Here is a 16,656-nt window from a genome sequence, read left to right on the forward strand (position 1 = left end):
ACCGGCTTAAATTAATATATTTTTGGCATGTCTTGCTTAAGTGACGCGTATCCATGCATCATCATAATGAAAACGCTTGCACTGAGTTAAAAACTAACAATCCGCCGTATCCCAAACAATCGCCCGAACGGATGAGAAGCTGAAAGCCAAAGGACTATAAGCCGCTGATATAACGTGACTAGTTGACGTCTTTTAGACTGCCGCAGGCTAACCGCGCCCTAACAAAACGTAATGTGAATAAATGACCGGCGAACGACTTATAAATCGCATTATTTAAAGCCTGGAATTAACCGCCATTAGAAATTAACTAGACTCAACCAAACAGGACAAAGTGTTTCGTTGATAGATACAAGGAAAAGAAAGGAGAAGTTATGTGGAGTGAACTGGAAAGAGTGATGGGCTCACTGAGAAATGCAACGCCTTTGTATACCACGCCCTACTTTGTTGACATCCCCGGCGCCACGCCGAAGGGTCAACGCGCCATCAAAATTGTGGCCTCGGAATCACCGCTTCGTTTCAATTTTGTGCTGGGCGATGGCGCCAATTCCAGAACGGTACAGTGGTTGCCTTGGGAGGAAGGCGGCGTCACCAAATTGAAGCTGAACCGGGAGGGCGCCGACTATTGGTTCGTCACCGCCGCGTTATCCGGCTGCTCCGTCGGCTTTGATCGCAACCGGGGCGAAGTCTTTCACCTCAATGGCGGCTACAGCGATATACCCGCCGACTTACGCCAGACCAGCGATTTCCTATGCCCTCTACAAAGCTCCACCGGGCTGACCCTGGACGCCTGGGCGCAAGGCGCCGGCGTGCGCTCCAATGCAAACAGCAATATCACCCAATACGGCTCCATAAGGCGCAAAGACGCCGTCCCCGCCCGCCCGGCGCGAACCACCGGCCCCGCCTTCATGCGCAGAGCCCGCCCAGCGGAACCCGCTAAATATATGACCGACATCGCCCGCGCCACCGTCATCGGCCGGATCAGCGGCGGAACCATCACCCTCGCCTACCAGGACATCTCCGAACAGGGCAAACAACTTTACCCCTGGTATGAAATTACAACGGCTGTGTTGGCTTAACGGAGAGAACGGCAGAAGCATTTGAGCAAGCCGGATAAGCAAAGCGCTATCCGGCTTCTTGCTCTCCCATAACGCTGATGTCGGAAGGCGCTGCGCTTTTCCAACCTACAACCCTTCAATATGTACCTCCTATCTGGCTCGATGCACAACACCTCGGATCGCCCAGGCTTTTGCTTTTAAGGGGATGGTTCCATCTGGTTGTATGGGGAGTGTTTTTCTTAGTGTATCTGCGATGGCGTTTCTTAGGTCGGCCGAGAGGGAGTCGATGTAGGTGGGTGCGGGGCCGGTTGCGCCGAGGAAAGGAAGCCAGTAGTCGTCGAAGTGGGTGAAGAGGGTTGGTATTTCCACGGGCTCGCACTGGATGCCATGAAATCCGGTTTGGGAGAACAATTGGGTTAGCTTGTCCGGGTGGCAAAGGGGAAAGCGGGGGCTTTCGTCCAGTTCCTTTGCGGCGGGGTCTTGCGCTGTCGCGGCATCCCAGAAGTAGCGTAGAAATTCCATTCCTTGCGCGTAGTCCCATACGCAGGCGGAGACGATGGCGCCTGGAGCGGCGGCGGTTTGCATTTCGTGGAGGGCGGCTTCCGCATTGGGGAAGAAGTTCAGTGCAAACATGGAGGTGACGCAGTCAAACCCGCCGGGATGACGTGGTAGACTCCCCACTCCCGCTGCGATAAATGACGCCGGCAAGTCCAAAGCTTGTTCGCGGGCGAAGGCTATAAAGGGCTCTGCGGGATCGCAGCCGATCACACTGGCGGGCTGAGCGACATCGCAAATCGCCCTGGTCAGCGCTCCCGTGCCGCAGCCCACATCCAGCCAGTGCAATCCGGGCGGCGCATTCAGCCATGACAGGTATTCCACGGCGATGCGTCGGCTCCAACGCCCCATGAATGCTTCATAGCTCGCCGCCGCGTCCCACTTGTCGCCTGCGTTCGTCATGGCTTTCTGCGTCTCATGTTTCCCACTCGCACCGAACTCGCATAGGCCTCGGCCCTCTCGGGAACAGACCTTGCGGTTTCACGTTAAGACTCGCTGGAGTTATCCACCAAGTCGCCCACCACATGGGAGACGTATTCCGCGCCTTTGAAGATCTCGTCGATGATTCTGGAGGCTTCCGCGATCAGGTCGGCGTTTTTCTCTGCTTGTTTGGTGACTTTGGCCATGCTGTCGCCGGCTTGCTGGACCAGTTGATTGTTACGATCGACCATCTGGTTAATTTCTTCAGTGGATTTGGTGGTTCTGCCCGCCAGAGTTCGAACCTCATCCGCCACCACGGCGAATCCCCTGCCATGTTCGCCGGCTCGTGCGGCTTCGATAGCGGCGTTCAGAGCCAGCAGATTAGTCTGGTCCGCAATGGATTTGATCGTGGTGACAATGTTGGAGATTTCATTGGACTGATCGTTCAACTCTTCGACGAGCTTGGCGGAGTGTCCAATATCGGAAGATATTTTTTCGGAGTTGGTCAGGTTTTCTTTGAGAATGCGCGCGCCTTTTTCGGAAACCTGCGCCGTCTCAACGGATGTACTGTGGGCGACCTCCGCCGCCTTCTGAATCGCCAGCTGACGCTCGACTCTTTCCGTCACGTCACTGGCGACCTTGGTGATCTTGACCACCCGGCCCTGGTGATCAAACACCGGGTTGTAGGTCGCCTCTATCCAGATGGAGCCGCCCTGCTTACTGATGCGGCGAAACAGGCCATTTTTGATTTCGCCGTTCGCCAGTTCGCGCCAAAAATTGGGGTTTTCTCTGTAAAACTCGTCTGGACAGAATATCTCGTGATGCTTGCCTTTGATTTCCTTCAAATCACTGTAGCCTAAGGCTCTGACAAAGTTTTTGTTGGCGTTCAACACCGTCCCGTCGGGTTTGAATTCAATGACCGCGTTGGAGCGATCAATGGCTTTGATCAAGGCCTGATTATCCACGGACTGTTCATGGACTTTGGTGACGTCGTTGGCGACTTTCATCACCCGCACCACTTGCCCGTCCTGGACAATGGGTATGTAGGTGGCTTCCAACCATACATCCGAGCCGTTCTTGTGCTTGCGCCTGAACGTCCCCCGCTTGGGGACGCCCTTGGCCAGATCGGCCCAGAACTGACGATATTCAGCATCGACCACATCATCGGCGCAAAAGATACGATGATGCCGTCCGATAATTTCATCCAATTTATATCCCACGCTCGCCAGAAACAGCTCGCTGGCGTCCATAATCTCCCCCGTGGGAGTGAAATAAATAGTGGCGCAGGATTTGGCGATACTACTTAGCTCAGCCTGCAACGCTTTGGCTAAATTGTGGGCGTCGTGTTGTTGTTTGTTTTTCTTGGTGGAGAACATATAACGCCATACCTCAGATAATTGACCTATGGATTAGTCAGAATGCGAAGGGGACACTTCAATCATAGAACAAACCAGCGTCTTTGGTAGATCGCCCATTCGCGCAAACCGGATGAGCTGGACCGTCTGCAAAACGATTCCCTTAAACCCTACAGTATTTATACGGGCCGCTGCGGCGAACGGACCTTCTTTGTAGGTTGGATAAGCGCAGCGCCATCCAACAAACCGCCGTCCAGCCATGTCGCGCATTCGCAATTGCTGGCGGGTTCGGCGTACACTCCCTGTCATATTGTCCGTAGCCGATCAATGGCTTGCAGCCGGAAACCGAGGAGAATCAGGTATGTACGTAGGTGTGGATTGCGGGACTCAGGGAACCAAGGTGGTGGTGTTGGACCCGGAGCGGGAAGTCATCCTGGGAGAGGGATACGCGCCTCATGCGCTGATCAGCGACGCCAATGGACGTCGTGAGCAGCATCCTGAGTGGTGGACGCAGGCCTTCGTCGCCAGTTACCGGCAGGCGCTTGAACGCGCCGGCATAGACAGCCGAGGCATTCGCGCCATCGGCGTATCCGGACAGCAGCACGGACTGGTGGCGTTGGACCGCCATGGCGAGGTGATTCGGCCAGCAAAGCTGTGGTGCGATACGGAAACCGCGCCGCAAAACGCCGCGCTGCTGGAGCAAATGGGCGGCGAGCAAGGCTCTCTTGAGCTGCTGGGGCTGACGCTCGCCACCGGCTACACCCTCTCCAAGCTGCTCTGGCTGCGTCAGCATGAAGCAGACGCTTTTAACCGCATCGCCCATATTCTGCTGCCTCATGACTACCTCAACTACTGGCTGACCGGTGAGATCGCCGCCGAATACGGCGACAGCTCGGGCACGGGCTATTTCGATATTCGCTCCCGCCGTTGGGTTCCAGACGCATTGGCGTTGATCGCCCCGGATGGACATCTGGCAAGGGCCCTGCCGCCGTTACTGCAGGCGCAGCAGCCTGTAGGCAAAGTCAGCCCCGCTATCGCCCGCTTATTGGGTCTGTCGGAAAACGTGTTAGTGGCCAGCGGGGGTGGAGACAACATGATGGGCGCCATTGGCACGGGCAATATAGATGAAGGCGTAGTGACCATGAGCCTGGGCACCTCCGGCGCCCTGTACGCCCATTCAAACCGACCACCAATGCAAGGACACCCATCACTTGCGGCGTTCTGCTCCTCCAGCGACGGCTGGCTGCCCCTGATATGCACCATGAATCTGACGGCGGTGGTCAACAAGGTGCGGGAGTTGTTCGGTTACGACCTGGACCGTTTCAATCAGGAAGCGGCGCAAGCGCCCATCGGCGCTCAGGGCGTCACCCTGCTGCCGTTTCTCAATGGCGAGCGCGTGCCGCCGCTTCCCGATGCGACAGGCAGCTTATTGGGTCTGAATATGCAGAACCTGCAACCCGCCAATGTTTGCCGCGCAGCGCTGGAAGGGGTCACCTTTGGCCTGCGCTACGGCCTGGACCTTTTGCGGACGTCCGGCATCCATTGCCAGGAAATCAGGTTGATCGGCGGCGGCTCCAAAAGCCTGTTATGGCGGCAGATGGTGGCGGATATGATGAACGCCCGCGTGGTCTGCCCTCAGGTTGGCGAAAGCGCGGCATTGGGCGGGGCGATTCAGGCGGCCTGGTGCGACGCCCACGCCCAGGGCGACGCTACCCGTCTGCACGACCTGTGCCGGCGCTTTGTGAAACTGGATGAAGACGGAGCCATGTCGCCGACGCAGGAAGCCGTCGAGGCATACGAAAACGCCTATAAGTTGTACAGAGAAAAGCTGACGACTACGCACCCAATCGCCTAACCGTCACTTCATTCATACTTTAAATATACTTCCTATCTATCTGTTTATAAAGCAGTTACACTCCATTTTCCGATTGTCGCCGTTTGATCATTTCGCTATGCTTGCTGTTTCCTTTTTACGAAGGCAAGCATAGCCACCATGGGCGTTAAAGCCCGCTCAATCACTGTTCCCACGCATGGATAAGGAGTATTTATGCCATTTGATGAAGATCTGTTCTTAAAGACATACACACCGAAAAACGGCTTCAGTAGCCTGTCCGACGAGCAAAAAGGCCTGTTGCGCGAGGAGCTCAACCGCCAAATGTCGTTGGCGGCGCGCAGTTTTCAGAGTGCGGAGCAGGAAGCCGCGGAGAATGACGGCTTCGTCACCGTCCAAAAAAAGAGTACTAAATCCACCTCTAAAGCCATGTCGAAGGGCGCGCAAAGAAACCCCAATAAAACCGGCGCGGTGATGGTGGGCATCCTCCCGAAGTCCAAAAAGCTGGTCAGTGTTTATCGACTTTCTGGCTCTGAATACAGTGACTTAGTGAACAAACTTAGAACTTTTCTAGATATAAACCCTGAAAAAGCCACCTATTGCGCGGAAGAGAATATCATCGCCGCCAATCCCGGCGTTCGCTTCCTGGCCGCCTCCGCTTTTCGTCTGGACGACAATGGCGCGACCTATAAGATTCCCGCCTGTGGTTATGGCGGCAAGCCGTCCACCAAGTGCAAGCTTACTCTGGGAACCCTAGATATTCAGGAAGTGGAGTGGCAGGTGATGAAAGAATAACGCCAATCTTGCGGCGCTATTCCCTCGCCAACAAGTCACAATCAACATTAAATATAACTTTTATATTATTGTTTTTATTGAACATAAATCAGCTTAGTTGTCAGCCAAACGTATGTCCGCTCCCGATTTTCCAGCTTTCCCCCTCTTTGACGCCCACCGCGAGTTCGTCAAGCTCCCTCTTGGCCTCGCCATGCTGGACGACTATCCAGACAGCAGGCAGTTTCTGTCGCGACTGAAAGAGAGCATTCCCGGCGTTGCCGAAGACTTCATCAGCGCTCAGCGTTTTCTGAAGAGCTATTCCCGCAAAAGCGAGAAGACCTTCACTAGCTTCCGCAATGAGGTTGAGCGTTATCTGCTGTGGGCCTGGACGGTGGAAGGCAAAGCGGTGTCCCAGCTGCGTCGTTCTCATATCGAGAATTACTTCGACTTTCTGCACGCCCCGCCAACCGGCTGGATAGGAAGCGGAAGCGTGCGCCGTTTTGAATATATCGGCGGACAGGGCCTGTATCGCAGCAACCCGCTGTGGCGCCCATTCGTGATACGGGAGGCGGCGGCGCGGTCGACAAACGACCTCAAGCCGGACAGCCAGGACGCAGGCGCGTCGCCCAAGAGCAGCAAGAAAGACATTCTGCAGCCAGAAAAGAAAGGTTACCGCCTGAGCAACAGCGCCACCGCCCTGGCTTATTCCGCCATCAGCGTGTTCTATGATCATCTGGTGCAGGAGGACATTGTTCTCGGCAACCCTATCCCTGGTATCCGCAAAGCCTCGCCCTACCTGATCAAGGACGCGCAAGTGAAACAGATCAAGCGCCTGTCTGAACTGCAATGGGAATATGTGCTGGAGACCCTGAAGGAAAAAGCCGAGGAGCAGCCGAGCTATGAGCGCACTATCTTCATTATCGCCTGCCTGAAATCTCTGTACCTGCGTATCTCCGAGCTGTCCGACCGCCCTAAATGGACACCCATGTGGGAGCATGTGTGGAAGGACCATGACGGTAACTGGTGGTTCAAAGCCTTCGGCAAGGGCCTGAAGATTCGCGATGTGTCCGTCTCCAGCGCCATGTGGGAATACATCCGTCGCTACCGGGAGCATCGCGGCCTCACTGCGTCGCCCTCACCCGGCGACAAAGAGCCGTTGTTGCAGAAAATGCGTGGCGGCGGCGGACTCACCAGCAGACAGATCGCCCGTTTGGTGCGGGAGGCCTTTGAGCTGGCTTATCACCGAATGATGAAAGACGGCTTCGAGAATGACGCCAAGGAACTGCGCAAAGCCACGACCCACTGGCTACGCCACACGGGCGCGTCCCAGGACATCGCCAACCGGCCGCTCAAGCACATGGCGGACGACCTCGGCCACGCCAGCATGGGCACCACCGACCGGGTGTATATTCAGTCCGACATGAAAGAGCGAGCCGCCACCGGCCGCTCGCGCAAGGTTTAGAGGCCTTTATTTCAAGGCCTCAGGACATAACAGGCTTAATTGCTCTTGCTGACCTTGAACCAGTTGATGTTCCAGCCCCCAGACAGCGCTTTGACGCCAAAGTGCAGCGGTCCGGCGGGCAGGTTCACTTTGTGCTGCACCGTGCGCCAGTTCTGCCAGGCTCCGGTAGCGGGAATCGACACGCTGCCATAGACCGGGCTGCCTCCCGCTTTCTCCAGTTGCAATCGGCCGCCGCCGTTCAGACTCGCCACCCGGTATTCCACGGTGTAAGTCCCCGCCTGGGGAATGTTCACCGCCGCGTAGGACATCCAGTCGTTGGCGTCGATATAACCGACATTCTGGCCGCCGCCCGCGTCAGTGGTGGGCTCCACCTGCACGCCGCTCATGTAGGTGTAGTTCTCCGCCTGCACGGTGATGCCGCCTGGGGTCGGGGGGTTACCGCCGTCGACTGTCTCCCAGATGGTTTTCATCAATGACGTGTCGTCGCGGGTATCCTGGGAGATTTCCCAGAACATGACGCCGCCCGCTTCCGACAGCGCCAGCTCGGTCTTCGCCCGGATAGTGGGCTGCCCGTTATAGTCGAGGCCGCCGGCGTCGTCCCGTTGCGCCGCACCAGCGCCGTAACGGGCGATCACGTCTTTATAGGCCACCCAGTCTTTATGGGAATAAAACGGCACGCCCAGCACCGCTTTGTGCTGAGGCAGTCCCTCATTGTATTTCCAGTGAGTCAACGCGTTCTGCGCATGTTGGTAGGTGGAGTGTGGGTATCCCAGGTCGTACACCATCAGGTTGAGGAAATCCACGCTGTTGATGACGTCCGCGTCCACGCTGCCAGGAAAGTCCGTTGCAGTGACCGCCGCAGTCAGAATCTTGTTACGACTGTGCAGCGCCGCGCCCAGCTCCCGCATCAAAATTTTGAAGTTATTGGCTTCGGCGCCGGCTTCCGGGTATTCCCAGTCCAGATCCACGCCATCGAGCCCGTATGCATCCACCATGTTCATCAGGTTGCGGATAAAGTTCGCTCGACTACTGCTGTTGGCGGAAAGCGCGGCGAAAGCGGAGTCGTCGCCATTATTCCATCCGCCCACGGCGATCTGCACTTTCACCCCGGCGCCATGGGCGCGCTGCACCAGCGTGCGCAAGCGCTGCTCCCCGCCTTCCAGGGGCTGCAATCCGCCATTAGCGGTGGGCAACACAAATGAGTAGTTAATGTGAGTGACTTTATCGTAGGAAATGCTATTCACGTCTCCCTGCCAAGTTGGAAAGTATCCCACGACTTTGAATTCAGCCATCGCCGGTGCGGCGATCATGGCGGAGGTCAGCGCGACTGCCGATGCAATGTGTTTGAGCTTGATAGCCATAATTATCACCTGTCCTTTTAAGGTCATGTTTGTCGTGCTGGTCGGATGGAAGGCGCTTGCGGCGTATTTTTTAGTTTATTTTCGGCTTCATATTTTTGCTGATCGCCCGCGTTTATTGAGAGAGCGACAATGCAAGCGCTTTCATAACATACTCAATCATCATGGATAAGGTAATCACTCAAAAAGCCTATAACCGGCGCAAGTCAGGCTCGCCTCACCGGCATTTGCAGATCCCCTTCTGACAAATAAAAGACGCTTAAAGCATCAAAAGATTCCGCGGGAAAAATACGTAATTCTTTCAACAGTTTTTGCAAGGCTTACGCTCGGACCTTTTGTAACCGGTTCTTTTTACTGACAAAAAAACACCCTATGCGGCCCTCGCCCCTGTGAATTCAAGGTTTGTAAGAGGTTGGCCCAGCGATTGCTCAAGCCTTATTGACAGTATGAGTAGTAAACCTTCAAACAGGATATTGATTAGAGGAAATGACCATGAGCGACGTAATTACAGGTATGTTTAAAGTTCCCACTAACGCCAGCGCGGCGATTCATATGTTGGAATACAAAGGGATCAAGTCAGATGACATCTCACTGGTGACCAACAGCAACTTCACCAAAGACAGCTTCGCCCTGACCGAGCACAGCAAACTGCCGGAAGGCGTGGCGGTTGGCGCAACCACCGGCGGCGTACTGGCGGCGGTGGCAGGCGGCCTGACCGCAGTGGGCGCAGTCGCTACAGCGGGCGCAGGCCTGTTGGCGGCAGGCCCCTTCGTCGCAGCCCTGGCGGCGGGCGGAGCCGGCGGCGCTGTAGGCGGTCTGATCGGCGGAGCCATCGGCCTGGCGATCCCTGAGCACGAGATCAAATACTATGAAGACGCCATCAAAAAAGGCGCTGTTCTGGTCGGCGTCCGCTACACCAGCGACACCAAGGACATGATCAAAGACGTGTTCAAACAATTTGATGCGGACAAAATAGCCACCGCATAAGCGCACGGCACACAGGCTTTTGGGAATTTCTTGAGGTCTGTGTGCGCTTTTTTCTCAGAGACTTATCCAGAATTGCTACTTGGACTAACCTGCGTTAGACGCTCTGTCCCTCTTTCGACAATGATGTATCCATCATCATTCATTAATCCAAAAGACCAGTCTAGAACACCCCTCCCCGAGCTCCGCATCGATATTTTCCATTATATTTATTAAAAATTTATATGTGACGCCACAGTTATCAAGCAACTTGTCTTCGATTGATTTCAACTCACTAAGCGAGCACCACGTAGGATAATAATCAGGGAAAATTACAATTAAAGGCTTTCCTTCTTTGTCGCTAAAGACCATCTCAGAAGATCCCTCATCAAGCCATCCCTCAGCCTCATCAGGAAAAGCAGCTAAAAAGCCTCCATCACTTAATACACCAGCATTTTCACTGACAATGCAGTTTAGCTTTCGAATAAGTTCCTCGCTCGCATTACTTGGAATACCTCTCTCCATGAAGTCTGCGTTGTTAAAGGCACTCCTCAGACCGGATGTAGGAAATGGGAAAACTTCTGCTAATAAATGGAACTCCCCATATTGACCTTCAAACTCAACGTACCCATAAAAATCCGGCATCATATTAACCTCCATCGAGGAGTTGCTCGGCCATTGACCGACTCAGATGGCATAGAGCTATGCGGTAGAGTTATCTTTATTGTATTTCAAGATAGATTTCTCCCTGCTCGCCCGGCATTGGTATAGACAGTAGAAAGTCGCGCCATGAAGTAAGAATATGTCTAAATACCTCAATGGGTATTATTTCGAAATAATTCTCATCGTAAAAAGAATGAATTTTTGCGCCATCTGAAGTTAGCAGGGCTCCCCAATCCTCTCGCCCCCAAGTTGATGAAGCCGTTTCGCCATTTAAGACAGAGTCTGCTCTAACGACCCCCTCCTCTATCCAACCTACAGTCTCAGCGTAACGTATACCTCCATTATCCGTCAGGAGACAGCAAAGAGGGCTGATTCCATCATGGTTAGTCACACCTGATTTACAACAGGGAGATAGCGTTCCTGCAACATCCTCCCACGAAAAAGTAACTTTCATACTGCACTCCAAGTATTCTGGAAATATCGCAAGTCTTGAGAGTCAACCATTCCTCAATAGTAGCACTTCTGAACGCTCTTACTTTTCATCGCCATACACGCCAATCACTGAGCAAAATACGGCTGCAACCGTTCCATTAAAAAGCCTGGCCCATTGCTGATACCAGGCTAAACGCCTTCTCCCCGTATGTTTATCCGTCGTTCCTGTCCCAATAACGCAAGGCTCTGGCGCTGGTCAGGAAGTTTTCTATATCCGCTTTTTTTGACAGGCTGAACATGGCCTGGTCGCATTCGCGGCCGTTTAGCAATTGTTCGACGGTCTCTTGCAGATTGCTGGAAAACGCGATGTATTTGCTGTGCCGGTACGCATCTTCGATAAAATGTCTGGCTGCTGGCGTCGTGGTGAACAGGCCCCGTTGTTCGTCGCTGACAATCACTACGACGACGTCGTACAAAGCTGAGGGGCCGCCTTCGTAAGTTTCGTCGCCGGTGATGACTTCACCATCGCTTAATGTCGTTCCCTGAATGGTGGGGGTGATCAAGTCATAATCCGCCCCCTCTTTTTTAAGCAGACGTTTTAAGTTTTTCAGCAGCTTGTTATCCGCGCCGTTTGAAAGAAAAACACCGAACGTGCGCCCAGCCAGCGTCGGCTGTGAGCTTTTATTGATGCTCAACGCATCTGAAACAGGTAAGTCCATAATGGGTTTCCTGGCCGCCGGGGCCGGTTTAGGCATAGTACTGATCCCTAATTTTCTGGCGACGTTTTTCGCCAGTCCTCGGTCAATATTAAGCAAGTGTGAGACCATTCTTTCCCGAATGTCGCGACGCTCCACCTTGCTTAATTCAAACACCAGGGCGTCAGCGATATGGGCCTGCTCCACGTCGGTTTGACTGCGGTAAAACTGGTTGGCCTGGCTGTAGTGGTCACTGAAGGTTTCGCTGCGCTGTCGGACTTTCTCCCCCGTCATCGGTTCCGGGTAGCTGACGTAGCCGGTTTCGCTATCCTCTCTCGGACCGCCCTCTTCGCCTCCCCAGCTATTCGGCTCGTAATTGGCGCGCCCCGCGCGGTTGTGCATGGCCATATGTCCATCCTGCATGAAGTTGTGCACCGGACACTTGGGCGCATTGATGGGGATGTGAGTGAAGTTGGGCCCGCCAAGGCGTTTAAGTTGGGTGTCCAGATAAGAGAAGTTGCGTCCCTGCAGCAGCGGATCATTGCTTTGATCAATGCCGGGAACCAGATTCTGGGTGCAAAAGGCGACCTGTTCCGTTTCCGCAAAGAAGTTGTCGACCGCTTTATTGAGGACCATTCTTCCGACAATTTTCACCGGAACCTGTTCTTCAGGAATCAGTTTGGTGGCGTCCAGCACGTCAAACTCGAATTGTTCGGCGAACGTCTCACCAAACAGCTGAACACCCAGTTCCCAGGTCGGATAGTCGCCTGACTGAATCGCATTCCACATATCGCGGCGATGGTAATCCGGGTCGGCGCCGTTGATGCGCAGCGCTTCGTCCCAGGTCACGGACTGCATCCCCTGCGCAGGTTTCCAGTGAAACTTAACGAAGGTGGATTTGCCTTCGGCGTTAATAAAACGGAAGGTATGCACGCCAAAGCCTTCCATAAAACGCAGAGATCGGGGAATGGCGCGGTCGGACATGATCCACATCACCATATGCATGCTTTCCGGGGTCAGGGAAATAAAGTCCCAGAAATTGTCATGCGCCGTCTGCGCTTGCGGAAAGCCCCGGTCCGGCTCCGCCTTCGCCGCGTGGATGAGGTCGGGGAATTTCATCGCATCCTGAATGAAAAACACGGGAATATTGTTCCCCACCAGATCCCAGTTGCCTTCCTGGGTATAGAATTTTACGGCGAAGCCGCGCACATCGCGGGCCAGATCGGCGGAGCCTTTGTTGCCCGCCACCGTGGAGAAACGGGCGAAAACCGGGGTCTTGATCCCTTTGCGTTTGAACAGGCTGGCGCAGGTCACGCCTTCCAGGGTGTCCAGCGTCTCAAAGTAGCCATGCGCGCCAAAACCCCGCGCATGGACGACACGCTCAGGAATGCGTTCATGATCGAAATGAAACAGCTTTTCCCGCAGCTGCCGGTCTTCCAGCAAGCCCGGTCCACGCGCGCCGGCGCGCAGAGAGTTTTGGTTGTCGGCAATGGGAGTCCCTTGTGTTGTCGTGAGCACAGGCGCGCTCCGGGACGCTTGATGGATTTCTCCGCCCTTCCCTACATTTTCTTTGTAACTTTTACCTGGTTTAACGGACGTGGATTTTTTTGTCGCCATAATCAATTTCCTGAAGTCTGTCCCTAAGTACGTGAGTCGTAATAAGTACGGGGGTTGCAAGAACTTGGCGGTAACCTGATGGAATGGTTAAACAAAACCGCCTTTAACTCACCATAAACAGGGGCAAGAACCACACCAGGTCAGAAAATGCCTGGGCGGCGCAGGGCAATTGGCGCGGGAAATCTGATAAAAAAGCGCCGCTAACACAGCGGCGCAATAAAGTGAATTTCAATTCAACGCAGGATCAGACTGGCACTCCAGCGCTGGCCACCCAGCCGGGGATGGAGGTGTGGTCAATGAGTCGTTTCACCTCGCGGTTCTTGGTGGCGAAAGCGAATACGTCGATGGTGTCGCGGCTGACGCAAGCCAGTACGGCGCCGGTCTGGTAACTCATCAGTTCGTCCTGCGTCAACTTGCCCAGACTGTCCCATTTATACAGCAGCTTACCGCCTCGGGCCTTGAAGTATTCGGTGGGGTCCGCCAGCCTGCCGCCGCCCCGGTAGGCGTGCACCGCGTGCAGGTATCCCAGCGGTCCCCGGAACAGATAGAACACACAGCCGGAGAAGCTGTCGGAATAGATATAACCGGGAGCCTCCAGGTCAGCGAAGGTCGCCTGGCGGTCGCGATATTTGATGTTCACCGCATCCGCCCCTTCCGGCCCTGGCACGGACTTCAGAAGCACTTCATTATCGCCAAACTCCACTTTGGCGTGCGTGTAGTTGTCCATCATGCCGTCCCGTTGCGGGGCCTGAATGATTTGCTTGGACACCAGTTTTTCGTTGGCTGCGTTGTACCAGACCAGTCCGCCATTACGGATCACCTGACCCACTCGCTCTGCATTAACAGTCATGCGTTATTTCCTTGAAAATTAAAACGTTCCACTTGGAGTTACCGCGTCTTGGGAACGACGCCGAGACTTCCGACAGGCGTCAGCGCCGCAAGTTCCCTTCCACCCTCTGTTCGCGCTTTTCCGGTTGCGACGGTAGCCCTAGGTTTCTGCTAAGCTTCGCAAACAAAGTCAAAAAGCGACGGAAACGCTGAATTCGGAAAAGAGCGACGTCGACTCACCGGTTAGCGCCGTTGACCTTCGGCGGACCGTCATAGAATCGTCATATAGCTTCAATAGCCTTGTCGTATTTTTGGAATAGACCAGAAGAATCTTTGATGGAAAAGCAGATCGACAACCATTACCGCTACCTGCAACAGCACTTCAGTTATCTGATTCGCCAGCAGGCGCTCCTGCCGGGAGAAAAGCTGCCCTCTGAGCGGGATATCGGCGAACGCTTCAATCTCACTCGCATGACCGTACGCCAGGGATTGCAGACACTGGAGGCCGAAGGATTGATCTATCGCCAGAATCGCCGCGGCTGGTTCGTCTCGCCCCCAGCGGTGGTGTATAACCCGGCGCGACGACAGAGTTTTATTGAGTACGTGTCCAGTCAGGGCTTTGCACCCAACACCGACCTGATCAGCGTTACCCTCAATCCCGCCGATGCACGCATGGCGGAATTAATGAAAATCGACAAAGGCGCGCGCCTGCTGTTCTTGCAGCGCCGCCGCTCTATCGATGGTCGCCCGGTATTAATCGAACACATCTATATCAACACGGCGCTGCTACCCGGCATCGAAAAAGAAGACATGTCGCAGTCCTTGACCCACCTGCTGCGCAGCAAGTATGGGCAGGCCTATCACAGCATGAACCTGATTTTTAAATCCACCGCGCTGCAGGAAGACGCCGCACGCGAACTGGGCGCGGCGGCGGGTTTGCCAGGCCTGTTTATCGAACGCACGAACTATGACGCCTCTGGCCGGGTATTAGAACTGGACTACGAATATTGGCGCCACGACGCCGTGACCATCCAAATCGACGTTAAAGACTAGCCATCCGGCAGACAAATAATAAAGTTCTTCAAATCGTCACCTTTCTGCAATATTCAGTCGCTACCGTTGTTTCTGGTATAGACCAGAAGCAACCTCCAACCCTCACCAAGGAGACTGAAAATGACGTTGAAGTATCTGTTGAAGCGTGTGAGCGTCCTGGCCGGCGCGGCTCTGTGTTCCCTTGCGGCCCAGGCGGCGACCACTGAACTGACCGTATATACCGCTATCGAAGCGGAAGACCTGAAGAAATACGCAGCGCGCTTCAATGAAGAGCATCCAGACATCAAAATCAACTGGGTGAGGGATTCCACCGGCATCATCACCGCCAAACTGCTGGCGGAAAAAGAAAACCCGCAGGCGGACGTCGTCTGGGGCCTGGCCGCCACCAGCCTGATGCTGCTCAACGACGAAGGCATGCTGCAACCCTACAAACCCAAAGGATATGACGCCCTCTCCCCAAAGTTCCGCGATAACAATGCGGAGCCGGTATGGACCGGCATGGACGCCTGGATGGCGGCGGTGTGTTTCAACACGGTAGAGGCGGAGAAACTCAATCTGCCCAAGCCCACCTCCTGGAAAGATTTGACCAAACCGGAATATCAGGGCCACATCATCATGCCTAACCCCAGCTCCTCCGGCACCGGCTTCCTCGACGTAAGCAGCTGGCTGCAAATGTTCGGCGAAGAAAGAGGCTGGCAATATATGAGCGACCTGCACCAGAACATCAGCCGCTACACCCACTCCGGCTCCAAGCCCTGCAAAATGGCCGCCGCCGGCGAAACGCCCATCGGTATCTCTTTCGCCTTCCGCGCCGCAAAATCCAAGAAAGACGGCGCACCGCTGGACATCATCTTCCCACAGGAAGGCCTGGGTTGGGACATGGAAGCCACCGCCATCGTGAAAGGCTCCAAAAAAATGGACGCCGCCCAAACCCTGGTGGACTGGACCGTCTCCCGCAAAGCCAATGAAACCTACAACGAAGGCTACGCCGTCGTCGCCATGCCCGGCGTCGCCAAACCGGTGCAGTACTTCCCGGAAAACGCCGAAGCCCTGATGATCGACAACAACTTCACCTGGGCCGCCGCCAACCGCGAACGCATCCTGGCGGAATGGCAGAAACGCTTCGACGGCAAAAGCGAAGCAAAGTAGCCAGCGCTAACAGGACACCCACTTTTAACCCTCCGTTCGTCCTGAGCCTGTCGAAGGACGGCCGACAAACCCGGCTTAAAGTGGGTGTCCACTTAATGCTGATGATGGCCGGAAGTTATCAGGACACCCATAAGAGCGCTTCGACAGGCTCAGCGCGAACGGATGGGTTTGGGATTGAGATTTAGGGATAGATGGCTGTTTCGAAAGCGTGTTCTTAACAGGACACCCACTTTAAACGACCCTCCCCCGTTCGTCCTGAGCCTGTCGAAGGGCGGCCGACAACCCCGGCCTAAAGTGGGTGTCCACTTAATGCTGATGATGGCCGGAAGTTATCAGGACACCCATAAGAGCGCTTCGACAGGCTCAGCGCGAACGGATGGGTTTGGGAATAAAAGGGTGTCCATTTAACACCGCCGTTCGTCCTGAGCCTGTCGAAGGACAGGCCG

General features: G+C 54.8%; 14 protein-coding genes. 7 read left to right on the plus strand and 7 right to left on the minus strand.

What is annotated here, in order from left to right; translation table 11 throughout:
- Positions 1–371: 371 nt before the first annotated feature.
- Positions 372–1,076, plus strand: coding sequence for a hypothetical protein (locus tag O5O45_RS11025; protein ID WP_305905274.1), 705 nt, complete (start codon positions 372–374; stop codon positions 1,074–1,076).
- Between the two features lie 129 nt (positions 1,077–1,205).
- Here the strand turns inward: O5O45_RS11025 and O5O45_RS11030 are convergent, their stop codons facing one another.
- Together O5O45_RS11030 and O5O45_RS11035 are read right to left on the minus strand one after the other, a co-directional pair.
- Entirely contained in the window at positions 1,206–2,012 is an 807-nt protein-coding gene (locus O5O45_RS11030; protein WP_305905275.1) for a class I SAM-dependent methyltransferase, read from the minus strand.
- A gap of 83 nt (positions 2,013–2,095) precedes the next feature.
- Positions 2,096–3,406, minus strand: a complete 1,311-nt coding sequence (locus O5O45_RS11035; protein WP_305905276.1) for a methyl-accepting chemotaxis protein — start codon at positions 3,404–3,406, stop codon at positions 2,096–2,098.
- Positions 3,407–3,746: 340 nt separating this feature from the next.
- Here O5O45_RS11035 and xylB point away from each other — a divergent pair, with 340 nt between their 5' ends.
- The 3 genes from xylB to O5O45_RS11050 all read left to right on the plus strand — a co-directional run bounded on the left by xylB (position 3,747) and on the right by O5O45_RS11050 (position 7,452).
- Entirely contained in the window at positions 3,747–5,240 is a 1,494-nt protein-coding gene (gene xylB, locus O5O45_RS11040; protein WP_305905277.1) for a xylulokinase, read from the plus strand.
- Positions 5,241–5,432: 192 nt separating this feature from the next.
- Positions 5,433–6,011: a hypothetical protein gene (locus O5O45_RS11045; protein ID WP_305905278.1), complete on the plus strand. Its 579-nt coding sequence runs from the start codon at positions 5,433–5,435 to the stop codon at positions 6,009–6,011.
- Between the two features lie 112 nt (positions 6,012–6,123).
- A complete protein-coding gene (locus O5O45_RS11050; protein ID WP_305905279.1) occupies positions 6,124–7,452 on the plus strand; it encodes a tyrosine-type recombinase/integrase in 1,329 nt (442 codons plus the stop codon).
- A gap of 35 nt (positions 7,453–7,487) precedes the next feature.
- Here O5O45_RS11050 and O5O45_RS11055 read toward each other — a convergent pair whose 3' ends face one another.
- Positions 7,488–8,813 (minus strand): glycosyl hydrolase family 18 protein, encoded by a 1,326-nt coding sequence (locus O5O45_RS11055; RefSeq protein WP_305905280.1) that lies wholly within the window; start codon positions 8,811–8,813, stop codon positions 7,488–7,490.
- A 489-nt stretch (positions 8,814–9,302) separates the two neighbouring features.
- Between O5O45_RS11055 and O5O45_RS11060 the strand changes: the two genes are divergently transcribed.
- Positions 9,303–9,797 (plus strand): hypothetical protein, encoded by a 495-nt coding sequence (locus O5O45_RS11060; RefSeq protein WP_216738110.1) that lies wholly within the window; start codon positions 9,303–9,305, stop codon positions 9,795–9,797.
- Positions 9,798–9,932: 135 nt separating this feature from the next.
- Here the strand turns inward: O5O45_RS11060 and O5O45_RS11065 are convergent, their stop codons facing one another.
- The 4 genes from O5O45_RS11065 to O5O45_RS11080 all read right to left on the minus strand — a co-directional run bounded on the left by O5O45_RS11065 (position 9,933) and on the right by O5O45_RS11080 (position 14,030).
- Positions 9,933–10,421, minus strand: coding sequence for a hypothetical protein (locus O5O45_RS11065; protein WP_305905281.1), 489 nt, complete (start codon positions 10,419–10,421; stop codon positions 9,933–9,935).
- Positions 10,422–10,494: 73 nt separating this feature from the next.
- Entirely contained in the window at positions 10,495–10,890 is a 396-nt protein-coding gene (locus O5O45_RS11070) for a hypothetical protein (protein WP_305905282.1), read from the minus strand.
- 190 nt (positions 10,891–11,080) lie between these two features.
- Positions 11,081–13,180 carry a catalase gene (locus O5O45_RS11075; protein ID WP_305905283.1) on the minus strand — a complete coding sequence of 700 codons (2,100 nt, stop codon included), beginning with the start codon at positions 13,178–13,180 and terminating at the stop codon, positions 11,081–11,083.
- 244 nt (positions 13,181–13,424) lie between these two features.
- Positions 13,425–14,030, minus strand: a complete 606-nt coding sequence (locus O5O45_RS11080; RefSeq protein ID WP_305905284.1) for a hypothetical protein — start codon at positions 14,028–14,030, stop codon at positions 13,425–13,427.
- A gap of 314 nt (positions 14,031–14,344) precedes the next feature.
- Here O5O45_RS11080 and phnR point away from each other — a divergent pair, with 314 nt between their 5' ends.
- Together phnR and O5O45_RS11090 are read left to right on the plus strand one after the other, a co-directional pair.
- Positions 14,345–15,061 (plus strand): phosphonate utilization transcriptional regulator PhnR, encoded by a 717-nt coding sequence (phnR, locus tag O5O45_RS11085; RefSeq protein WP_305905285.1) that lies wholly within the window; start codon positions 14,345–14,347, stop codon positions 15,059–15,061.
- 120 nt (positions 15,062–15,181) lie between these two features.
- On the plus strand, positions 15,182–16,210 hold the full coding sequence (locus tag O5O45_RS11090) for a putative 2-aminoethylphosphonate ABC transporter substrate-binding protein (RefSeq protein WP_305905286.1): 1,029 nt from the start codon (positions 15,182–15,184) through the stop codon (positions 16,208–16,210).
- The last annotated feature ends 446 nt before the right edge of the window (positions 16,211–16,656 follow it).

This window comes from Hahella sp. HNIBRBA332 (assembly GCF_030719035.1).
Classification (GTDB): Bacteria; Pseudomonadota; Gammaproteobacteria; order Pseudomonadales; family Oleiphilaceae; genus Hahella.